Annotated in this window: 18 protein-coding genes; 10 read left to right on the plus strand and 8 right to left on the minus strand. The window is 68.1% G+C overall.

What is annotated here, in order from left to right; all coding sequences use genetic code 11:
- Window positions 1-103: 103 nt before the first annotated feature.
- From FGL15_RS10980 to FGL15_RS10990, 3 genes are all read right to left on the minus strand, one after another.
- Window positions 104-1,087 (minus strand): TerC family protein, encoded by a 984-nt coding sequence (locus FGL15_RS10980; protein WP_138946061.1) that lies wholly within the window; start codon window positions 1,085-1,087, stop codon window positions 104-106.
- A 211-nt stretch (window positions 1,088-1,298) separates the two neighbouring features.
- Window positions 1,299-2,336, minus strand: a complete 1,038-nt coding sequence (locus FGL15_RS10985; protein WP_138946062.1) for a LacI family DNA-binding transcriptional regulator — start codon at window positions 2,334-2,336, stop codon at window positions 1,299-1,301.
- Window positions 2,329-3,912 carry a sugar ABC transporter ATP-binding protein gene (locus tag FGL15_RS10990; protein WP_138946063.1) on the minus strand — a complete coding sequence of 528 codons (1,584 nt, stop codon included), beginning with the start codon at window positions 3,910-3,912 and terminating at the stop codon, window positions 2,329-2,331. The genes FGL15_RS10985 and FGL15_RS10990 overlap by 8 nt, the downstream gene beginning before the upstream one ends.
- Before the next feature lie 268 nt (window positions 3,913-4,180).
- Between FGL15_RS10990 and FGL15_RS10995 the strand changes: the two genes are divergently transcribed.
- From FGL15_RS10995 to FGL15_RS11015, 5 genes are all read left to right on the plus strand, one after another.
- Window positions 4,181-5,179, plus strand: a complete 999-nt coding sequence (locus FGL15_RS10995; protein ID WP_086472835.1) for an ABC transporter substrate-binding protein — start codon at window positions 4,181-4,183, stop codon at window positions 5,177-5,179.
- Between the two features lie 117 nt (window positions 5,180-5,296).
- Window positions 5,297-6,823 (plus strand): sugar ABC transporter ATP-binding protein, encoded by a 1,527-nt coding sequence (locus FGL15_RS11000; protein ID WP_138946064.1) that lies wholly within the window; start codon window positions 5,297-5,299, stop codon window positions 6,821-6,823.
- On the plus strand, window positions 6,820-7,965 hold the full coding sequence (locus FGL15_RS11005; RefSeq protein ID WP_370281659.1) for an ABC transporter permease: 1,146 nt from the start codon (window positions 6,820-6,822) through the stop codon (window positions 7,963-7,965). Before FGL15_RS11000 ends, FGL15_RS11005 begins: the two co-directional genes overlap by 4 nt.
- A complete protein-coding gene (locus FGL15_RS11010; protein WP_138946065.1) occupies window positions 7,962-9,005 on the plus strand; it encodes a sugar ABC transporter permease in 1,044 nt (347 codons plus the stop codon). Before FGL15_RS11005 ends, FGL15_RS11010 begins: the two co-directional genes overlap by 4 nt.
- Before the next feature lie 74 nt (window positions 9,006-9,079).
- Window positions 9,080-12,691, plus strand: a complete 3,612-nt coding sequence (locus FGL15_RS11015; RefSeq protein ID WP_205858609.1) for a family 43 glycosylhydrolase — start codon at window positions 9,080-9,082, stop codon at window positions 12,689-12,691.
- A 90-nt stretch (window positions 12,692-12,781) separates the two neighbouring features.
- Here FGL15_RS11015 and FGL15_RS11020 read toward each other — a convergent pair whose 3' ends face one another.
- Window positions 12,782-13,714, minus strand: coding sequence for an NADP-dependent oxidoreductase (locus FGL15_RS11020; RefSeq protein WP_138946066.1), 933 nt, complete (start codon window positions 13,712-13,714; stop codon window positions 12,782-12,784).
- 91 nt (window positions 13,715-13,805) lie between these two features.
- Between FGL15_RS11020 and FGL15_RS11025 the strand changes: the two genes are divergently transcribed.
- Complete coding sequence (locus FGL15_RS11025) at window positions 13,806-14,300, plus strand: MarR family winged helix-turn-helix transcriptional regulator (protein ID WP_138946067.1); 495 nt, start codon at window positions 13,806-13,808, stop codon at window positions 14,298-14,300.
- 12 nt (window positions 14,301-14,312) lie between these two features.
- On the opposite strand, the gene FGL15_RS11030 is transcribed toward FGL15_RS11025, so the two are convergent.
- A complete protein-coding gene (locus FGL15_RS11030) occupies window positions 14,313-14,666 on the minus strand; it encodes a MerR family transcriptional regulator (RefSeq protein WP_121291167.1) in 354 nt (117 codons plus the stop codon).
- Between the two features lie 212 nt (window positions 14,667-14,878).
- Between FGL15_RS11030 and FGL15_RS11035 the strand changes: the two genes are divergently transcribed.
- Window positions 14,879-16,384, plus strand: coding sequence for a SulP family inorganic anion transporter (locus tag FGL15_RS11035; RefSeq protein WP_138946068.1), 1,506 nt, complete (start codon window positions 14,879-14,881; stop codon window positions 16,382-16,384).
- A 30-nt stretch (window positions 16,385-16,414) separates the two neighbouring features.
- On the opposite strand, the gene FGL15_RS11040 is transcribed toward FGL15_RS11035, so the two are convergent.
- The gene (locus FGL15_RS11040; RefSeq protein WP_085512164.1) at window positions 16,415-16,993 is read right to left on the minus strand and encodes a TerD family protein; all 579 of its coding nucleotides are present in this window, start codon (window positions 16,991-16,993) and stop codon (window positions 16,415-16,417) included.
- 121 nt (window positions 16,994-17,114) lie between these two features.
- The gene (locus FGL15_RS11045) at window positions 17,115-17,885 is read right to left on the minus strand and encodes a GAF and ANTAR domain-containing protein (RefSeq protein WP_240773509.1); all 771 of its coding nucleotides are present in this window, start codon (window positions 17,883-17,885) and stop codon (window positions 17,115-17,117) included.
- A gap of 267 nt (window positions 17,886-18,152) precedes the next feature.
- Here FGL15_RS11045 and FGL15_RS11050 point away from each other — a divergent pair, with 267 nt between their 5' ends.
- From FGL15_RS11050 to FGL15_RS11055, 3 genes are read left to right on the plus strand one after another with little or no spacing between them, the layout of a single operon-like run.
- The gene (locus FGL15_RS11050) at window positions 18,153-19,262 is read left to right on the plus strand and encodes an acyl-CoA desaturase (protein ID WP_138946069.1); all 1,110 of its coding nucleotides are present in this window, start codon (window positions 18,153-18,155) and stop codon (window positions 19,260-19,262) included.
- 47 nt (window positions 19,263-19,309) lie between these two features.
- Window positions 19,310-19,465: a hypothetical protein gene (locus FGL15_RS20330; RefSeq protein WP_168223376.1), complete on the plus strand. Its 156-nt coding sequence runs from the start codon at window positions 19,310-19,312 to the stop codon at window positions 19,463-19,465.
- A gap of 45 nt (window positions 19,466-19,510) precedes the next feature.
- Window positions 19,511-20,227 (plus strand): tyrosine-protein phosphatase, encoded by a 717-nt coding sequence (locus FGL15_RS11055; RefSeq protein WP_138946070.1) that lies wholly within the window; start codon window positions 19,511-19,513, stop codon window positions 20,225-20,227.
- 40 nt (window positions 20,228-20,267) lie between these two features.
- Here the strand turns inward: FGL15_RS11055 and FGL15_RS11060 are convergent, their stop codons facing one another.
- Window positions 20,268-20,810 (minus strand): GNAT family N-acetyltransferase, encoded by a 543-nt coding sequence (locus tag FGL15_RS11060; protein WP_138946071.1) that lies wholly within the window; start codon window positions 20,808-20,810, stop codon window positions 20,268-20,270.
- Between the last annotated feature and the right edge of the window lie 24 nt (window positions 20,811-20,834).

Below are 20,834 nucleotides of genomic sequence, written 5' to 3' on the forward strand. Positions count from 1 at the left end.
CCCCACGGCGGCCAGCCTGAGGAGATCGTGACAGAGGATCTCCTCAGGCCGGCGGTTCTTGCGGAAAACGGATCACCGGCGCCGCGAGCAGGGTCGTCGTCGGCTACCGCTCGAGGCCGGCCCGTGCGTCACGGCGGGTCTTCGCGAGCGAGGCGACCGTCGCCACCGTGATCGTCAGGGCGATGAAGAGCAGCGAGAACCAGATCGGGATGTCGGGGATCCAGTCGATGTGCTCGCCGCCGTTGATGAACGGCAGCTCGTTCACGTGGAGGGCGTGGAACACGAGCTTCACCCCGATGAAGGCGAGGATGACCGCGAGGCCCTGGGCGAGGTAGACGAGGCGTTCCAGCAGGCCGCCGATGAGGAAGAACAGCTGACGCAGTCCCATGAGGGCGAAGGCGTTCGCGGTGAACACGATGTACGCCTGCTCGGTGAGGCCGTAGATCGCGGGGATCGAGTCCACCGCGAACACGAGGTCGACGAACCCGATCGCGACGATCGTCAGCAGCATCGGCGTGAAGAAGCGCTTGCCGTCGATCTTCACCGAGAGTCGGTCACCGTGGTAGGTGTCGGTGATCGGGAGGATGCGGCGGGCGAAGCCCACGACCTTGCCGTTGGCCGGGTCGCTCTCGTGGTTGCCGAACGCCTGGCGGTACGCGAGGAACAGCAGCAGCGCGCCCATCAGGTAGAAGATCCAGGAGTAGTTCTCGATGAGTGCGGCACCGACGGCGATGAACGCGCCGCGCATGATGAGGGCGATGATGATGCCGATCATCAGGACCTTCTGCTGGTACGCCTTTGGGACGGCGAACCCGGCCATCACGATGAGGAAGACGAACAGGTTGTCGATCGACAGCGCCTTCTCGGTCAGATACCCGGCGAAGTACTCACCGCCGTACGTCCAGCCGGAGACGAGGCCGATGCCGACGCCGAACAGCAGGGCGAGGCTGACGTAGAAGATCGACCAGCGTGCCGACTCGGCGATGGTCGGTTCGTGGGGCTTCCGCACGTGCGCGAAGAACTCGTAGACGAAGAAGAGGATCGTGACACCGATGGTGATGATCCAGATCAGCGGGGTGACGGCCATGGTGGCTCCAGGGGCTCGAGGACGGGACTCCGACGCGATGGTCGAAACACGGTCTTCTCCACTCTCGATGAGAGCCGACACCCCGGGACCCGATGGCGGATCCGTACTGACGAGCATGTCGCGAAGGAGTACTCCCCCTGCTCCGACAAGTGTAGGTCAGGGGGTGGACGGGGTACCTGGGAATCGGGTGAGGCTCCGGGACGGGAGATGCTCAGGGGACGTCGACGCTGCGCCTCGCCAAGCGCTCGGCGTTCGCCGTCGCCGTGGAGTTCCGCAGGATCAGCTCCGGTACCGAGGGTGGCACCGCTCCCGGGGGTTCTCCGTTGACGTGGTCGAGCAGGGTCGCGAGCAGGGTCCGGCCGACCTGTTCGAAGTCCTGCCGCACGGTGGTGAGCGGCGGCGAGAGGTGCTCCGCCTCGGGGATGTCGTCGAACCCCACGACGCTGAAGTCGAGCGGGACCCGGAGGCCGCGCTCCGTGAGGGAGTGCATGAGGCCCAGGGCCATCTGGTCGTTGGCGGCGAACACCGCGGTGACCTCGTCGTCCAGCTGTCGCCCGAGGGAGTATCCGGACGTCGGCGTCCAGTCGCCGGTCCCGACGACCTGCGCGACGAGACCCGCAGAGGCGAGTTCGTCTCGCCAGCCGCGCTCGCGCTCGCGGGCGTCGATTGCGTCCGGTGGTCCGGCGAGGTGCCCGATGCGCCGGTGGCCGAGCCCGATGAGGTGGGCGGTCGCCGCACGCGCGCCGGCGTACTGGTCGACGCCGACGGTCACCATGCCCGCGCGTGGCGTTGCGTGCAGGGCGACGAGCGGCACGCTGAGTTCCATCCCCGCCACGATGTCGGTGACCCCCTCGCGTGCGCTGATGACGGCGATGCCCTCGACGTTCTGGCGCAGGAACCCCTCGACCGCTGCGCGCGCGGAACCCGGGTCGCTGTCCACCATGTTCGCGGTGAAGACCGACCACCGTGCGTCGCGGGCCGCGGCGTTGAAGTGCAGGACCGAAGACGACGGCCCGAACTCGGTGCCGCCGGTGGCGATGAGGCCGATGGTCCGGGATCGCTTCGTGACGAGCGTCCGGGCGGCAGGGGAGGGGACGTAGCGCAGCTGCTTGATCGCTTCGTCGACCCGCGCCTTCGTCGCCGGACGCACGTTCGGGAGGTCGTTGAGCACCCGTGACACGGTCTGGTGCGAGACCCCCGCGAGCCGCGCGACGTCGAAGATCGTCGCATGACGGGACGGCTCAGCCACGCGGTCCCCTCTCGTCGTCGGCGGTCGTGATCGGTTCCGGCGGGGCCTCGTCCGGCCCCTCAGACATCGCGGCCAGCAGCTTCGAGACGGTGAGGTCGTAGTTCGGGAGGTCGGCGACCTTCCGTCGGTCGCGCAGCACGGCGATCCGGTGGCTGATGCGCAGGACCTCCTCGAGTTCGGCTGAGATGAACACGACCGACAGACCGTTCTCGGCGAGCCGGGTCACGAGCTTCTGGATCTCAGCCTTGGCGCCGATGTCGATGCCTCGGGTCGGTTCATCGAGCACGAGCAACCGAGGAGCGAGCGCGAGCCACCTCGCCAAGAGTACCTTCTGTTGATTCCCGCCTGAGAGCTCCTTCATGAGCGCATCGGGATTCGCCGGTTTGATGCCCATCGCCTGGATGTAGCTCTCGGCCAGTTCGTTCTGCCGACGCAGCGGGATCCGCCTGAACCACCCGAGGTCGGCCTGGAGGGCCAGCGCGATGTTGTCGCGCAGGCTGAGGTCGCCGATGATCCCCTCGGTGCGACGGTTCTCCGACGCGTAGACGATCCGTTGCTTGAGGGCGCGACGGGGGGATCCGAGGCGGGTGGCCTTCCCGGCCACCTCCACCGATCCGGTGTCGGCCCGGTCGACACCGGTCAGGAGTCTGGCGAGCTCCGTCCGTCCTGAGCCGAGCAGGCCGGCGATGCCGACGATCTCGCCCTCGTAGACCTTCAGGTCGATCGGTTCGATCGCACCCTGGCGCCCGAGCCCGATCGCCGCGACGAACGGGTCCTCACCGTCCAGGGCGTCGCCCTCGTCGGAGGTGTCGAGCCCGCGTCGGATCTCGTCGAAGGTCGCGAGCTCCTTGCCGATCATCTTGTGGACGAGGTCGATCCGGAGCAGTTCGTGCGGGAGGTACTCGCCGACGAGTCGGCCTTCGCGCAGCACGGTGAGTCGGTCGGAGATCTCGTAGACCTGGTCGAGGAAGTGCGAGATGAAGAGGATCGCGACGCCCTCGGCCTTGAGGATCGAGATGACCCGGAAGAGTTCGGTGACCTCGTCGTTGTCGAGGCTCGAGGTCGGTTCGTCGAGGACGAGCACCTTGGTGCGCACGGCGATCGCCCGGACGATCGCGACGAGCTGTTGGATCGCCGGCGGGTGGGCGGAGAGCTGCGAGGCCGGGTCGATGTCGAGTCCGACGACGGCGAGCAGTTCGCGGGCGCGCTCGCGCATCCGTCTCCCCGAGATCCCTCCCCAGGCATGGCGTGGTTCGCGGCCCAGGAGGATGTTCTCGGCGACGGTCAGGTTGGGGAGGAGGTTGACCTCCTGGTAGACGGTGCTGATCCCGTGCGCCTGGGCGTCGGCGACGCTCGAGAACGAGACCTCCCGTCCGTCGAGGAGGATGCTTCCGCTGTCGATCCGATGGACCCCGGTGAGTGACTTGATCAGGGTCGACTTCCCTGCTCCGTTCTCGCCCATGAGGGAGTGGACCTCGCCAGGGAACAGTCGGAGGTCGACGTCGTCGAGCGCTTTGACGCCGGGGAAGCTCACCGAGACACCGCGCAACTGCACGAGTGGCGTGGGCGAGGTCATCTGCAGCTCTCCATCGAGGTGGTCGCGGCCGGGGTGTCCGCTGATCACCTGACTCTAGCGCGCGCGACGGCGCCGCCGGGAGGCCGGTCCGCACGAATTGTGAGGGCTAACATTGCCTGTTGACAACCACTTCGAGCCGTGGCTAATGTTCAGCACAACGCAGATGTGATCGCTAACAATCACCGGCCACCTGCGTCACCACAGCACCACGCACGTCACATTCATGCCGCACCCATTGTCGGGACCGCGGGTCTCAAAGAGGAGAACAATGTTCAAGACAACTCGTGTCCGCGCACTCGCGGGCCTCGCCCTGGTCGGTGCGCTCGCCTTCAGCGCGACCGCATGCTCCAGCGGATCCGGAAGCTCCGACGGCGACGCCGGTTCCGACGGCGAACTCACCACCATCGGCTTCGTGGCCGTCGGCCCCGAGGGCGGATGGCGTACCGCGAACGAGAAGAACATCCAGGACTCGTTCTCGAAGGAGAACGGCTTCGACCTCAAGTACGCACCGGCGACGAACGGCGACCAGAACTCGCAGATCACCGCCTTCACCTCCTTCATCGACGAGGGCGTCGACGCCATCCTGCTGTCCGCCACCGAGGCGACCGGCTGGGAGAGCGTCCTGGAGCGCGCGAAGGAGGCCGAGATCCCCGTGGTCCTGCTCGACCGCGGCATCGAGCCAAACGACACCGAGCTCTACACGAGCCGCATCGCCCCCGACAACGTCGGCATCAGCGCCTCGGCGGCCGAGTGGGCGAACGGTCAGTTCCCCGACGGCGCCAAGTACGTCGTCCTCGAGGGCCCTCCCGGTCTCTCCGTGGTGAACGACCGCAACAAGGGCTGGGACGACACCATCGACCCGAACTTCACGAAGCTCGAGTCGCAGTCGGCCAACTGGTCCACGGAAGAGGCGAAGAGCGTCTTCGAGACCATCCTCAAGGCGAACAACAACGACGTCCAGCTCGTCTTCGCGCAGAACGACGAGATGGGCCTCGGCGCCGCGCTCGCCGTCGAGGAGGCCGGCCTGAAGCCCGGCACCGACGTCAAGATCATCACGATCGACGGCACCAAGGCAGCGCTCGAAGCTCTCGCCGCCGGACGCCTGAGCTTCGTCGCCGAGTACAACCCGCTGTTCGGTGAGACCGCGATCGACATCGTCAAGAAGGCACTCGCCGGCGACAAGGTCGAATCGGACATCGTGGTGCCGAGCGTCACGTTCGACTCCCCGGACGCCGCGACGGCAGCACTGCCCGAACGCGCCTACTGATCCGACCCGGTCGCCCGGCAGCCACCCCCTCGCTGCCGGGCGACCGCCCACCCGCTTCCCGGGGACCAGACTCCCCGGCGACGACGCCGGATCGACCGGCAGAACGACCAGGCAGACATGGCAATCACCGAGCCGATCGTCGAGATGCAGCACATCTCCATCGAGTTCCCGGGCGTCAAAGCCCTGCAAGACGTGGACTTCCGTCTCTTCCCCGGCGAGGTCCACACGCTCATGGGCGAGAACGGCGCCGGCAAGTCGACGCTCATCAAGGCGCTCACCGGGGTGTACAAGATCGACTCCGGCACGATCCTGGTCGCCGGAGGCCCCCGTTCCTTCTCCGGAACGGCGGACGCGCAGAGCGCCGGCATCTCGACCGTCTATCAAGAGGTGAACCTCTGCGACAACCTCACCGTCGGTGAGAACGTGATGCTCGGCCACGAGGTCCGCGGTCCCTTCGGCATCAACTGGCGCCGCACCCACGAAGCCGCACACGAAGCGCTCGTCGGTCTCGGGCTCGGGCACATCGACCCCAAGCAGCCGCTCTCGAGCATCTCGCTCGCGCTGCAACAGCTCGTCGCGATCAGCCGGGCCATGGTCACCAAGTCGAAGGTGCTCATCCTCGACGAGCCGACCTCCAGCCTCGACGCCAACGAGGTGGAGGGCCTCTTCCAGGTCATGCGCCGACTACGCGACCAGGGCGTCGCGATCCTCTTCGTCTCCCACTTCCTCGACCAGGTCTACGCGATCAGCGACCGCCTCACGGTGCTCCGCAACGGCGAGTTCGTCGGGGAGTACCGCACCGCGGACCTCAACCGCACCGAGCTCATCTCCAAGATGATCGGCAAGGACTACGGCGCGCTCGCCGCCCTCGGCTCCAACCGCGGCCGGACCGCCACCGCCGACACCCCGGCGTTCTACAGCGCCAAGGACCTCGGGCGGAAGCGCTCCATCGACCCCGTCGACATCGAGGTGCACGCCGGGGAGGTCGTCGGTCTCGCCGGGCTCCTCGGGTCGGGCCGCACCGAGCTCGGCCGACTCATCTACGGCGCCGACCGTCCCGACTCCGGCACGGTCACGATCGACGGCGCGACCGCAGAGGTCCACACGCCCATGGCCGGCCTGTCGAAGCAGATCGCCTTCTCCACGGAGAACCGACGCGACGAGGGCATCATCGGCGACCTGACCGTGCGCGAGAACCTCATCCTCGCCGTCCAGGCCCGCCGGGGTTGGGCGCGTCCGCTGTCCCGCCGCGAGCAGAACGAGCTCTGCGACAAGTACCTGCTCGAACTCAACGTCCGGCCCTCCGACCCGGAACGACCCATCAAGAACCTCTCGGGCGGCAACCAGCAGAAGGTGCTCCTCGGCCGATGGTTGGCGACGAAGCCGCAGCTCATCGTGCTCGACGAGCCGACCCGTGGCATCGACGTCGGCGCCAAGGCCGAGATCCAGGAGGCGATCGCCGCGCTTGCCGAGGACGGGATGTCCGTCGTGTTCATCTCCTCCGAGCTCGAGGAGGTCGTGCGCTTGAGCGAGCGGATCGTCGTGCTGAAGGACCACCGTAAGATCGGCGAGATCGTCAACGGACCCGAGGTCACCGCGGACACCATCGTCGACCTGATCGCCACCGAAGGGAGCGCCACGTGAGCGCCACCAGTCAGGGGCCGGCCCGTTCCGGTTCCTCCGCACGCGGCGGGCACGGCTCAGCCCGCGGAGGCCAGGGCTCGGCCCGAGCCGTCGTCAGCACCATCGTCCACCAGCCCTACATCTGGGCGATCGTGACCCTGCTGCTCCTGCTCGTCATCAACCTCGTCAAGGACCCCGGCTACCTGGGCGTCTCCGTCAACGGCACGACCGGCAACCTGTCGGGCAACCCCATCGACATCCTGCGCGCGAGCGCCCCGATCATGATGATCGCGGTCGGGATGACGCTCGTGATCGCCACCCGCGGCATCGACCTCTCGGTCGGTTCCGTCATGGCGGTCTCCGGCGCCGTGTCGATGGAGTTCATGAGCAATCAGAGCGGCGGGGACGCGGGTTCGGCCATCGTCGCAGCGCTGCTCGCGCTCGCCGTGAGCGCCTTCCTCGGCACCGTCAACGGGGTGCTCGTCTCGATCGTCGGCCTGCAGCCGTTCATCACCACCCTGATCACGATGCTCGCCGGTCGCGGCCTCGCGAAGGTCATCACCTCGGGGCAGAACACCTCGGCCACGAACGAGCCCTTCCGCTGGCTCGCCAACGGCACCGTGTTCGGCTTCCCCGTCGTCTTCATCATCGCCGGTGTCATCGTCGCGATCGTCGCGTTCCTCGTCCGGCGCACCGCCCTCGGCCTGATGATCGAGTCGATCGGCATCAACCCGCGCGCCGCCCGGATGGCGGGCATCCGACCCATCGGCATCCTCATCGCCGTCTACATCGTGAGCGCCGTCCTCGCGGGCGTCGCCGGGATCTTCAGCACCGCCAGCGTCATGACGGTCGAGGTGGCGAAGACCGGCCTGAACGCGGAGATGGACGCCATCCTCGCGGTCGTCATCGGCGGCACCTCGCTCGCCGGTGGCAAGTTCTCCCTCACCGGCAGCGTGATCGGCGCGCTCCTCATCGCGACGCTCGACAAGACGATCGTGTTCCTCTCCATCCCCTCCTCGGCGACGCCGGCGTTCAAGGCCGTCGTGATCGTGATCATCTGCCTCCTCCAGTCACAGCGCGTGAGAGCCCTGTTCGCCCGGCGGAAGTCCCGGACGACGCCCACGGCGTCGGTCCCCACGCGAAAGGAAACGGTGTCCGCATGAGCACCCTCACCGACCGACCGGCGCCCGACGCTCCGGTGCTCCCGCGGCGCTCGCTGCTGTCCCGGCTGACGCCCAACCTCGAGACCCTGCCCACCCTGGCGGCCGTCGTCATCTTCATCGGCATGGTCGTCTACGGCGAGATCGCCTACGGACGCATCGTCCAGGCCAGCACGATCTCGAACCTGCTCATCAACAACGCCTACCTGATCATCCTCGCCGTCGGCCTCACCTTCGTGATCCTCACGGGTGGCGTGGACCTCTCGGTCGGCGCGATCATCGCCATCAGCAGTCTCGTCGGGGTGATGCTCGCGAACTCGGGCTGGAACCCGATCGCGGTCATGGTGATCATGATCCTGATCGGCTCCGCGTTCGGCGTGTTCTCGGGCGTGCTCGTGCAGTACTTCAACGTGCAACCGTTCATCGCCACCCTCGCGATGATGTTCCTCGGGCGCGGTCTCGCCTCGATGCTCAGCACCACGCCGGAGCGCCTCGACGACGATTCGCCGATCCGCACGCTCTCCACCGAGTGGAAGGTGATCGACGGCCCGAAGATCAACGACCTCATCACCACCCCGAACGTGCTGATCGCCGTCCTGGTCGTCGCTGCGGCGTTCGTGGTGCTCCACAAGACCCGCCTCGGCCGCACGGTCTACGCGATCGGCGGCTCGGAGCAGTCGGCCCTCCTCATGGGCCTGCCCGTGGTCCGCACGAAGCTCATGGTCTACATCATCAGCGGCACCCTGGCCGGCCTCGCGGCCGTCGTCTACACCTCGAAGCTCGGCATCGCCCAGAACATCACGGGCGTCGGTTGGGAGCTCGACGCCATCGCCGCGGTCATCATCGGCGGCACGCTGCTGACCGGAGGCGCCGGCTTCGTCCTCGGCTCCGTCGTCGGTGCGCTCGTCCTCGGCCTCATGAACGTGCTCATCACCCGCGACGGCAGTATCCCGCCGGAGGCGACGACCATCATCACCGGCGGCATCCTGCTCGTCTTCGTCCTCCTCCAGCGACTCGTGGTCTCGCGCAAACGCAAGACCTGACGCCCGCACACCCCCGCAGCACCACCCGTTCCATCCCGCTCGACAACGACGCCGAACCAGGAGAACCAACCCCCATGAGACAACTGCGCCTCAAAACGGTCGTCGCGACCTCCATCGCGGCCCTGATCCTGCCGCTCGTCGGTGCCTCCGGCGCCGCCGCAGCGGTGTCGCCGGGGATCGCCCCGGCAGCGACCTCCCAGTCCAACTTCCGAGCCGCCCCCACGGCGCAGGAGGACCTGGACGCCGCCGCGGCGGCGCTCTCGATCGCGAACGTCGACGACGTGCGCGGGAATCTGACCCTGCCGGGAGCCCCCGAGGGGATCGACATCGCCTGGGCGTCGTCGGACATTACCGTGATCACCACCGACGGTGTCGTGACGCGGCCCGCCACGGACACCACCGTCACCCTGACCGCCACGCTGAGCCAGGGCGAGGCGACCGCGACGCGCGAGTTCACGGCGACCGTCCGCGCCGCGATCGCGGCCCCCGACTACGAGGGCTACGCGTTCGCCTACTTCACCGGCAACTCGCTCGCCGGCGAGAACATCTACTTCGCCGCCAGTGAGGGCAACAACGCGCTCGACTGGAACGAACTCAACGCCGGACGCCCGGTCCTCACCTCGGACGAGGGCACGAAGGGGCTGCGCGACCCGTTCCTCATCCGGTCTCCCGAGGGCGACACCTTCTACCTCATCGCCACCGACCTCTCGATCGGCAGCGGAACGTCCTGGGGTGACTCGGTCCGGAAGGGCAGCCACTACCTCGAGGTGTGGGAATCCCACGACCTCGTGACCTGGTCCGACCAGCGGCACATCGAGGTCGCACCGGAGAACGCCGGCAACACCTGGGCACCTGAGGCCTACTACGACGACACCATCGGCGCGTACGTGGTCTTCTGGGCTTCGTCGCTCTACGGCGCCGACGACCCGGACCACACCGGGAACAGCTACCACCGCATGATGTACGCGACCACCCGCGACTTCACGACGTTCAGCGAGCCGCAGGTCTGGCAGGACCAGGGCGTCTCGCGGATCGACTCGACGGTGATCAAGTCGAGCGACACCTACTACCGCTTCACCAAGGACGAGGGCGCCGGTGGCACCGGGTGCGCCGACATCATCCAGGAGTCCTCGACGGACCTGCGGGCCACGCTCGAGTCCTGGACGGTGCTCGACACCTGCATCGGTCGCGACGCCGGCACCAGCGCGGTCGAGGGGCCGACGGCGTTCGCCGCCAACCCCGGCGACGTCAACGGCGACAAGTTCTACCTCTTCGTCGACGAGTACGGCGGACGCGGCTACATCCCGCTCGAGACCGAGGACATCGCGAACCCGGACTGGCAGGTCGCGAAGGACTACGACCTGCCCGCGAGCCCACGCCACGGCACGGTGCTCCCGGTCACGGCTGCAGAATTGCAGTTGCTCCAGGACAGCCTCGGCGGAGCACCCGAGCCGGCGCCCGCGAACGAGGACGGCGAGATCGTCCGTTACGACTTCGCCGGCTCCGCGGGCTCGACGCTCAGCGACGTGTCCGGGAATGGCCTCGACGCAGCGGTCGAGGGTGGTGCGTCCTTCTCCGACGGCGCCCTGCAGCTCGACGGCGGCGACGACTACGTCAAGCTGCCCGACAACCTGCTCGCCGGCGTGCAGGACGTCACGGTGGAGGCCGAGGTCTGGATCGACCCGACGCAGGCCAACCCGTACTTCATCTACGGGCTCGGCAACACCACCGGTGGCGCCGGCGACGGCTACCTGTTCAGCACCGGCAACGCGTATCGGACGAGCCTCGCGACCGGCAACTGGAGCACGGAGCAGGCGGTGTCACAGGGCAAGGACCTGACGCGCGGTCGCTGGGCGAAGCTGACGTACACCTTGCAGGGCACCACGGCCACGATCTACCTCGACGGCATCGCCGTCGGCACCGGAACCGTGACGTCGGATCCGGGCGACATCGGCGGCGGGTGGACGAGCGCCAACTACCTGGGCCGCTCGAACTACGACGCCGACAACCGCCTGAAGGGCGCGTTCCGTGAGTTCGCGATCTACAACCGCGCGCTCTCGGCGGACGAGGTGCTCGCCGGCTCCGGGAACACCGCGGCGCTGACCGACATCGGCCTCGAGGAGGACGTGCTGAAGACCGCCCCGATCGTCGACAACGACCGCCACGAGGTCGTCTTCCCCGTACAGCCCGGAACGGACCGCACCGCCTTGAGCCCGACCTTCACGACCGCGGCCGGTGTCACGGCGAGCCCCGCCTCGGGGACCGCCGTCGACCTCAGCAGCCCGGTGACCGTGACGTTGACGCCAGCCGCGGGTGAGGCCGTGACGTGGACGATGCGGGCGGTCGAGATGAAGAGCCCGGTCATCCCCGGTCTCTACGCCGACCCGAACGTCTTCGTCTGGGGAGACACCTACTACATCTATGCGACCACCGACGGCTTCGCCGGTTGGGGTGGCAAGGAGTTCTTCGTCTGGTCGTCGAAGGACCTCGTCGACTGGGAGCGCTCGGCGGAGCCGATCCTCACGCTCGACGGCGCGAACGGGAACGTGCCGTGGGCGACCGGCAACGCCTGGGCACCGACGATCGGGGAGAAGGACGGGAAGTTCTTCTTCTACTTCAGCGGCCACAACCCCTCGGTCGACCGGAAGACCATCGGCGTCGCCGTCGCGGACAGCCCGGCCGGTCCGTTCACGGCTCAGCCGAACGCGATGATCCTCAACGACGAAGCGGTGACGTCGGGACAGGCGATCGACCCGGCCACGTTCACCGACCCGGTCACGGGGAAGAGCTACCTGTTCTGGGGCAACGGCTCGCCGGTGTACGCGGAGCTGTCGGACGACATGCTGTCGATCAAGGCCGACACGCTCAAGCGCATCGACGGCCTCACCGACTTCCGTGAGGGCGCCTTCGTCAACTACCGGGACGGGATCTACCACCTGACGTACTCGATCGACGACACCGGTTCGGAGAACTACCGGGTCGGGTACGCGACGGCGACGAGTGTGGACGGCCCGTGGACGTACCGCGGTGTGATCCTGCAGAAGCAGCTCGAACTCGGCATCCTCGCCACCGGTCACAGTTCGATCCTCAACGTGCCGGGCACCGACGACTGGTACATCGTCTACCACCGGTTCGCCATCCCGGGTGGTGACGGCCAGCACCGCGAGACGACGATCGACCGGCTGACGTTCGACCCGGAGACGGGCCTCATGAACCCGGTCGTCCCGACCCTCGAGAGCGTCGGTCCGCAGCGGATCGCGGTGCCCGGTGCCGAGGGCACGCTGACGATCGACCAGCCGTCGGTGCGGGTGGGTGAGTCGATCTCGGTGTCCGGATCCGGCTTCGCCGCGGGGGAGCAGGTGCGGTTCACGCTGTTCTCCACCCCGACCGACCTCGGGACCGTCGTCGCGGACGCTTCGGGTGCGTTCGTGGCGACGCTCACGGTGCCCGCTTCGGTGGTGCCGGGTGCACACACCTTGCAGGCGCTGGGTGCGGACTCCGGCATCACTGCTGCAGCGGCGCTGACCGTCCTGGCTGCGGATGCCGCGGCTCCCGGCGCTGCGGGCTCCGGTCCTGGTGCGCTGTCGACCACCGGTGTCTCGGTCGTCGGATTCCTCGGCCTGGCCGGGCTGCTCCTCGCAGCCGGTGCGTGGCTGGTCGTCCGTCGCCGACGCGTCGCCTCGTAGCCCGCGCCGACACAGCATCGATCCCGTCCGGGGTGACCATCGTCACCTCGGACAGGATCATTGCTGTTCTGTCGCAACGACCCGGGCTGATCATGCCGGCAGGACGATCACCTTGCCGGCGATGCGGCCCGCAGTGGCTTCGGCGTGGAGCGCGGGCAGTTCGGCGAGCGGGATCCGGCGCGTCACCTCGACCGTCAGCGACCCGTCGTCGACGAGGGACACGAGGGTGGACAGGCGGTCGCGGTTCCGCAGGACGAAGACTGTCGCCGCGCGGACCTGCCGCGCCTCGTCCCCGGGCGTCGGCATCCACGCGGTGGTACTCACCACCGCGCCGCCGTCGCGGACGAGACTGACGAGCTCCTCGAACTGCTCCGGGTCGATCGGAGCGAGGTTGAGGAGGACGTCGAGGGGCTCGGAGACCGCACTGAGGAGGTCGGACGCCGTGTGGTCCACGACCTCGTCCGCTCCGGCGGCCCGGACCGAAGCTTCACTCCGCGGGCTGGCCGTCGCGATGACGCGCACCCCGGCGCGCTTGGCGAGTTGGATCGCGTACTTGCCGACGACCCCGCCGGCGCCGACGATCAGGACGCGCTGACCCGACTCGAGACCGCCGTCGTCGAACAGCGCCTGCCAGGCGGTCAGGGCGACCGAGGGGAGGGCAGCGGCGTCCGCGAGCGGGATGGTCGTCGGAGCTGCGACGACGGCCTCCGCCGGTGCGACGACGTACTCGGCCGCGCCGCCGTCGAGCTCCATCGGGAGGAAGCCGATGACCGCGTCGCCGACCGAGAGCCCCTCGACGCCCTCACCGAGCGCGTCGATCGTGCCCGACACGTCGTACCCGGGGACATGGGGGAGCTGGACCGGGATCGGCAGGGAGCCGGCCCGCATGCCGTTGTCGGCCGCATTGAACGCCGACGCGGCGACGCGAATGCGCACCTGCCCCGCGGCTGGAATCGGCTGCTCGATGTCGCCGTAGTGGAGGACCTCGGGTCCGCCGACCTCGTGGAACTGGACTGCCTGCATGATGTTCTCCTTCATTAAGTGTTTCGAATTTGAAGCAACTGGCAAGACGGTAACACTGCTTCGAACTCGAAGCAACACCTAGGATGGACGCATGGCTGAAATTTCTGCATCCCTCACTCCGACCGAGCTCGGCGCCTACTTCGCGTTCACCGAGGTGAGTAGCCTGCTGCGTCCGGCGGTCGAGCAGCAGCTCCGCGAGGCGGGGGAGTTGAGCTACGTCCAGTTCCAGTTGTTGGCGCGCCTTGGTGATGCGCCGGACGGTCACCAGCGCATGACGGATCTCGCCGACGGCGTGGTCTACAGCCGCAGTGGGCTCACCTACCAGGCGCAGTTGCTTGAACAGCGCGGACTCATCACCCGTTCTCCATCACCCGACGACGAGCGCAGCACCGTCGCGGCGATCACGACGGCCGGCCGGGACGTGCTCGCCGCGGTCTTCCCCGGTCACATCCAGGCCGTCCGGGATCTGCTCTTCGCCCCGCTCGACGACGCCGACGTGAGCGAGCTTGCCCGTATCCTCGGGCGGGTCAGCGAGCACCTCCGGGCGGCCCCGCCGCGCTCGGCAGGACGTCGTCGGAAGGCGTGATCGCGGCTGTGATCAGCGGCGGGCTTCGAGGAGTGACACGAACTCGTCCGCCATGGCGAGCTGTTGCTGCAGCTTGGCGCGACGCTCGGCCGCATCGGTGATGAATCCGTCGAGGATCGCGCGGGTGTCGTCGTCGGGTGCGGTGTCCATGGCGTCGATCACCCGGAGGAGCTCGGCCATCTCCTCGAGCGAGAAGCCGAGTGGTTTCATGCGTCGGATGAGGATGAGGCGGTCGTAGTCGTCCTGCGTGTACAAGCGGAATCCGCCCTCGGTGCGCGCGGAGGCCGAGACCAGACCGACGTCGTCGTAGTGCCGCAGCGTGCGGAGCGAGAGTCCGGTGCGCTCGGCGAGTTCGCCGATGTGCATGGTGGTCGGTTCGCTCGTCACGGTCGCCTCACTTCAAATCAACCCTTACGTTAGGGTAGAGTTATCGATGGCGGCCGATCGGGCCGCATCTCCCCACCATTCTCCCGCGCGTGACGTCCCCGTGCGGTCGGTGGCGTGCGCACCGCCGCGCCGGACTCAGACATTCCCATCCGGTCCTCGCGCTGAGGACCCCGACTCCGACAGGAGCACTCATGGCCACTGGCCCCAGATCCGCCGCACCGGACGCCACCGTCCTCTCCGCCCTCCGCAGCCCCCGCATCCTCACCAGGGAGGTGCTGGCGGGCCTCGTCGTCGCCATGGCGCTCATCCCGGAGGCGATCTCCTTCTCGATCATCGCGGGTGTCGACCCGCAGGTCGGGCTGTTCTCCTCGTTCGTCATGGCCGTGGCGATCGCCTTCCTCGGCGGGCGTCCGGCGATGATCACGGCGGCCACGGGAGCGATCGCCCTGGTCATCGCCCCGGTCGCCCGCGAACACGGCCTCGACTACTTCATCGCCACGGTCATCCTCGGCGGTGTCTTCCAGGTGGTCCTCGGCGTCCTCGGTGTCGCGAAGCTCATGCGCTTCATCCCGCGCAGCGTCATGGTCGGGTTCGTCAACGCCCTGGCGATCCTGATCTTCACCGCCCAGCTCCCGAACCTCATCGGCGTGCCGTGGCTCGTGTACCCGCTCGTCGCTGTCGGCATCGTGGTCATGGTCGTCATGCCCCGCCTCACGAGTGTCGTGCCGGCGCCGCTCGTGGCGATCGTGCTCATCACCGCGGCGACCGTGGTCACCGGACTGAACGTGCCGACCGTCGGCGACCAGGGCGAACTGCCGCGCAGCCTGCCGACCCTGTTCATCCCGAACGTGCCGTTCACGCTGGAGACGTTCACGATCATCGCCCCGTATGCGGCCGCGATGGCGTTGGTCGGGCTCCTCGAGTCGCTCATGACGGCCAAGCTCGTCGACGACGTCACCGACACCCCGTCGGGCAAGACCCGCGAGTCGCTGGGTCAGGGGATCGCGAACGTGCTTTCCGGGTTCTTCGGCGGCATGGGTGGCTGCGCGATGATCGGTCAGACCATGATCAACGTGAAGGCCTCTGGCGCGCGGACGCGGATCTCGACCTTCCTCGCCGGGGTGTTCCTGCTGGTCATGGTCGTCGCGTTGGGCGACGTGGTCGCGGTGATCCCCATGGCCGCCCTCGTCGCGGTGATGATCATGGTGTCCGTCGCGACCTTCGACTGGCACAGCATCAACCCGAGGACCCTGCGCGCCATGCCCCTCGGCGAGACCGTCGTCATGGTCGCCACGGTCGTCGTGGTGGTCCTGACGCACAACCTTGCGATCGGTGTCGTCATCGGTGTGATCGCCGCGATGGTCGTGTTCGCGAGGAGGGTCGCCCGCCTCGCCTCCGTCGACCGCACGGTCGACCTGTCCGCCGCGACGCCCACCGCCCGGTACACCGTCACCGGAGAGCTGTTCTTCGCGTCCAGTAATGACCTCACGACACAGTTCGCCTACGCAGACGACCCGGAGCGGATCGTCATCGACCTCTCGCAGTCGCACGTCTGGGACGCGTCGACCGTCGCCGCCCTCGACGCGATCACCACGAAGTACGAGCGTCGCGGGAAGCGGGTCGTCATCGAGGGGATGAACGACGCGAGTACGCGGATCCACAGCCGGCTGGCCGGCAAGCTGACCGGCGGTCACTGACCGCCGGTCGTGCGGGCGCCTGCGTCCGGCTCAGTCGAGCGGGACGCCGAAGTCGCCCGCGATGCCGGCCAGGCCGGTGGTGTAGCCCTGGCCGACGGCACGGAACTTCCACTCCGAGTTGTACCGGTAGATCTCGGCGAACAGCATCGCCGTCTCCTGCGAGGCGTCCTCGGTGAGGTCGTAGCGGACGATCTCCTGCTGGTCCTGGTCCATGACCCGGCAGAAGGCGTCGCGGACCTGGCCGAAGTTCTGGCGGCGGTTGTCGGCGTCGTGGATCGAGACCGCGATGACGATGCGTGAGACGTCGGGCTCCACGGCACGGAGGTCGATCGTGATCTGCTCGTCGTCGCCGTCACCCTCGCCGGTGCGGTTGTCGCCCTGGTGCACGACCGAGCCGTCGGGCGTCGACATCTGGTTGTAGAAGATGAAGTCCGCAGGGCTGCGGATCTTGCCGTTCTCGGCGACGAGGATGGCGGAGGCGTCGAGGTCGAACGCGACGCCGACAGTGGTGCGCGGGTCCCACCCGAGACCGACCGTGGCGATGGTCAGCCCTGGGCTGGTCTTCGTGAGCGAGAGGTTGTTGCCTTTGGAGAGGCTGAGGCCTGCCATGGGTGTGTTCCTTCGAGAGTGCTCGGTGATGTTCGAACCTCCATCCTGCCCTGTTCCGGCTGAGTTTGGAGTGGGTTGTGAAGGATCGCCCGGCTACCCCATGGTCGGTGGAGGGCGGCGGTCAGGCCTCGTCGGGCTCGGGCGAGCCGGTCCCCGTGACCTCGTCGAGCGGCACTTCCTCGCGCGCGACCGCGGCGGCGACATCACCGAGCCGCCGCTGGCGGGTGCGTGCGTACTGCCGGATCATCCCGAAGGCCGTGTCCATGTCGACACCCGCCGCACGGGCCAGATACCCCTTCGCCTGTTCGATGGCGATCCGGCTGTCGAGTGCGCGCTGGAGTTGCTCGGTGGCGAGCGTCGCGTTCTCGATCGTCCGCTGCTGGAGGAGGCTGATCGTCGCGACATCGGCCAGCGCCTGGGCGGCGCGGGCGTCGGCGCCGTTGAGAGCGCCCTCGGTCTCGCGGAACAGGTTCAGTGACCCGACGGTCGTGTCGCGGAGCCGCATGGGGATCGCGTGCACGCCCGCGTATCCGCGTTCCTTCGAGGCCTCCGCGAACCTCGGCCAGTGCTCCTGGAGCTCCGCGGCGCTCTCCGCCGTCACCAGTCGACCCGACGTGACCGCCGCGATGCACGGGCCCTCGCCCGCGTTGAGTTGGAGCAGGCCGATGAACTCGCTCCGTTCGCTCGTGGAAGCGACGACCTGCAGGACGTCGTCGCGGTCGGCCAGATGGATCGCCCCTGCGGCGGCGTCGAACAATTCGACCGCCCGGTCGACCAGTGTCTGCAGCACGTCGACGACGTCGTAATCGGCGACGAGGCTGTCGGTGAGGGTCACGAACGTCTCGATGAGCCGTGCTTCGCGCGTGTCGTTCATGGCGGTGTCAGTCCTCATCTGTTGATCAGCGGATCAACCGTAACCGAGGCCGGAGGTCGTCCATGACCGCCGCGGTCGAGACGCGCTCAGGCGGATTTGCGTCGGGTCGCAAGGCCGTTCTACGCTCAACGAGCGCTGCCCCAGACCCCGGTTGCCGGAATGTTCGTCCTTTCTGATGATGCCCAGGAGCCTCATGAGTTCGCACCCCGTCGGCCTTCTTCTCGCGCGCCGTCGGCGACCCACGTGGTCGACGAGACAGCCCGTCCCACCGGCAGCGTGCGCCCGATGACGGTCGAGCGCAGCAGCGGGTTCCGGAAGACCGGCCCCAGTGGGAGACCCCGGACAGGTGGGACCTCGAGCTACTCCGCGATCCTCGCCGAAGTGAAGTCGGCAGGTCTGCTTCGACGACGCTACGGCTTCTACTGGACGCTGTTCGCCGTCCTGGTGCTGGCCACCGCCGGCTGCTGGGTCGCCTTCGCGTTCCTCGGCGACTCCTGGCTGCAGCTGTTGGTGGCGGCGGCGCTGGGCGTGCTGTTCACCCAGTTCGCCTTCCTGTCCCACGAGGCCGCGCACCGGCAGGTGTTCGAGTCCCGTGCGTGGAACGACTGGGCCGGTCGTTTCCTCGGCACCTTCCTCGTCGGACTGAGCTACTCGTGGTGGATGAACAAGCACACCCGCCACCACGGCAACCCGAACACGGTGGGCAAGGACCCCGACATCGAACCCGACACGATCCGCTTCCTGCCGGAGGACGTCGACACCGTGCGGAACCGGGCGGCGAGGATCTTCTACCGCCACCAGGGTTGGTTGTTCTTCCCCCTCCTCACCCTCGAGGGCCTCAACCTGCACTGGCTCGCGATCCGCTCCGTCGTCAGCGGTGTCGGGACGCGGGCCGGCGTGCGCGACCGGGTGATCGAGGGCGTGATGCTCGTCGCACGCTTCGGGATCATCCTCACCGTCGTGTTCTGGTTCCTGCCGTTCGGCATGGCGTGCGCGTTCCTCGGTGTGCAGCTCGCGGTGTTCGGCGTCATGATGGGTGCCTCCTTCGCCCCGAACCACAAGGGGATGCCGACGATCGCCAATGACGCGAACGTCGACTTCTTCTCCCGGCAGGTCCTGACGTCGCGGAACGTGGCCGGCGGATGGTGGGTGTCGTTCCTCATGGGCGGCCTGAACTACCAGGTCGAGCACCACCTGTTCCCCTCGATGCCGCGCCCCGCGCTCAAGGAGGCTCGACGGCTGGTCCGCGACCACTGCGCCGCACTCGACGTCCCCTACACGGAGACCACCTTGCTACGCTCCTACGGGATCGTCGTCCGCTACCTCAACCGCGTCGGTCTCGGGGCCCGAGACCCGTTCGCGTGTCCGCTCGTCGCCGAGCTCCGCATCCACTGAGCCACCATCACCACTCCCATCACCCCACGGAATCAGGAACCCAAGCCATGCAGATCATCATCGTGCTCCTCGTCATCTGGGCGATCCTCTCCATCGTCGGCTTCGCGCTGAAGGGCCTGCTGTGGCTCGGGATCATCGGCATCGTCCTCCTCATCGGCACGATCGTCTTCGGCGCCATCCGCCGCGCTGCCAGCAAGCGCTAACTCGCAGTCGGAAGCCGCCCGGTCGGTTCGGGTACGCTCTGCCAGATGCGGAATCTGGACTGGGACGGCCTGCGCAACCTCAGGGATCTCGGCGGCCTGCCGACACCGCTGTCGTCCACCGGCCTGACAGCGTACGGGCGGATCGCGCGGGGTCCCCGACGCGAGCTCCTCACCGCTGCAGGGTGGGACGCCGCGATGCGATGGGGGCTGCGGTCCGTGGTCGATCTCCGCAGCGCCGATGAGACCGGAGCGCGCGAAACCGACCCTGGTGTCCGGCCACCAGCCGAGCTGGGGATGACGCTCGCGCCGACCGAGGATCAGACCCATCCGAAGTTCCGCGAGGTGTGTCTTCCGATCCTCGACTCCCCGGAGTACTGGCCGCACAACGTGCGCATCCTGCCGGAGCTCGTCCGCGGTGCGCTCGAAGCGGTCGCCTCATCCGAACCCGGGATCCTGGTGCACTGCGCAGCCGGCCGGGACCGCACCGGCATGATCAGTGCGCTCCTCCTCGCCAACGTCGGCGTCCCCGATGACGCCATCGTCGACGACTACGCGGCATCGGTCCGTGCCATGGCCGGAACGGCACCCCACGGCGGCCCGACCCACGACCGCCAGGCCTCCTGGACCTCGGAGCAGGTCGACGCCTTCCTCGACGACGTGACGCCGCACGTGCGAGCATTCGTCGCCGATGCGGACGGGGTCTTCGACACCCTGGCTCTCGACGAGGCATCCCGACAGAGGCTGCGTCAGCTCCTGCTGTGATGTCCGCGCGATCAGCTTGCGGGACTTCGTCGACGGCGCCTCACGGCTCGTCGTCCCAGGGGACCGGCGTCGTCGTGCCCGACTGCACGTCGCTGCGGAGGATCGCGTAGGCGACCGAGGCGAGCGGCTGTCCGCCGGCCATGGGCCAGCCCTCGCGGTAGTGGGCCTCCTTCACCCAGCCGGCCCGACGGAAGGCACGACGCATGGCGACGTTGTCCTCGCGGGTCTGCCCCTCGAGCTTGCGGACGGACGGGAACCGCCCGAACACCTCGGTGACGATGACCGGCAGGACCGCCGCGCCGATCCCACGGCCTCGCGCGTCTTCGGCGAGCCGCAGGTCGATCAACGCCGTGTCGTCCTCCAGGTCCTCGAGGGTGACGATTCCCACCACCTCACCGTCTGCGAGTGCCCAACATCCGAAGGCGCCGGGCCCGTCGACGATGCCGGAGGCCAGGCGTTTGCGCGCCTCCTCCGTGGTCGGTCGCGGCTGCATGTGGAACGGGAACTCGTGTGCGCTCAGGAACTCGACGAACGCGTCGTCGTCCCGTGGACGTTCGACGGGGCGGAGGGTCAACGCTGGCATCCCTTCAGTATCGCAACACGGCGC

The sequence above is a fragment of the Plantibacter sp. M259 genome (assembly GCF_006065115.1).
Classification (GTDB): Bacteria; Actinomycetota; Actinomycetes; order Actinomycetales; family Microbacteriaceae; genus Plantibacter; species Plantibacter auratus.

Excerpts from the sequence above, each read along its gene's own strand:
- FGL15_RS11030 (WP_121291167.1), bottom strand. The coding sequence starts at position 14,666 with ATGCACATCGGCGAACTCGCCGAGCGCACCGGACTCTCGCTCCGCACG.
- FGL15_RS11020 (WP_138946066.1), bottom strand. The coding sequence starts at position 13,714 with ATGCAGGCAGTCCAGTTCCACGAGGTCGGCGGACCCGAGGTCCTCCAC.
- FGL15_RS11000 (WP_138946064.1), top strand. The coding sequence starts at position 5,297 with ATGGCAATCACCGAGCCGATCGTCGAGATGCAGCACATCTCCATCGAG.
- FGL15_RS10995 (WP_086472835.1), top strand. The coding sequence starts at position 4,181 with ATGTTCAAGACAACTCGTGTCCGCGCACTCGCGGGCCTCGCCCTGGTC.
- FGL15_RS11055 (WP_138946070.1), top strand. The coding sequence starts at position 19,511 with ATGCGGAATCTGGACTGGGACGGCCTGCGCAACCTCAGGGATCTCGGC.
- FGL15_RS11045 (WP_240773509.1), bottom strand. The coding sequence starts at position 17,885 with ATGAGGACTGACACCGCCATGAACGACACGCGCGAAGCACGGCTCATC.
- FGL15_RS11010 (WP_138946065.1), top strand. The coding sequence starts at position 7,962 with ATGAGCACCCTCACCGACCGACCGGCGCCCGACGCTCCGGTGCTCCCG.
- FGL15_RS10980 (WP_138946061.1), bottom strand. The coding sequence starts at position 1,087 with ATGGCCGTCACCCCGCTGATCTGGATCATCACCATCGGTGTCACGATC.
- FGL15_RS11050 (WP_138946069.1), top strand. The coding sequence starts at position 18,153 with ATGACGGTCGAGCGCAGCAGCGGGTTCCGGAAGACCGGCCCCAGTGGG.
- FGL15_RS11035 (WP_138946068.1), top strand. The coding sequence starts at position 14,879 with ATGGCCACTGGCCCCAGATCCGCCGCACCGGACGCCACCGTCCTCTCC.
- FGL15_RS11015 (WP_205858609.1), top strand. The coding sequence starts at position 9,080 with ATGAGACAACTGCGCCTCAAAACGGTCGTCGCGACCTCCATCGCGGCC.
- FGL15_RS11060 (WP_138946071.1), bottom strand. The coding sequence starts at position 20,810 with ATGCCAGCGTTGACCCTCCGCCCCGTCGAACGTCCACGGGACGACGAC.
- FGL15_RS11040 (WP_085512164.1), bottom strand. The coding sequence starts at position 16,993 with ATGGCAGGCCTCAGCCTCTCCAAAGGCAACAACCTCTCGCTCACGAAG.
- FGL15_RS10990 (WP_138946063.1), bottom strand. The coding sequence starts at position 3,912 with ATGACCTCGCCCACGCCACTCGTGCAGTTGCGCGGTGTCTCGGTGAGC.
- FGL15_RS11025 (WP_138946067.1), top strand. The coding sequence starts at position 13,806 with ATGGCTGAAATTTCTGCATCCCTCACTCCGACCGAGCTCGGCGCCTAC.
- FGL15_RS20330 (WP_168223376.1), top strand. The coding sequence starts at position 19,310 with ATGCAGATCATCATCGTGCTCCTCGTCATCTGGGCGATCCTCTCCATC.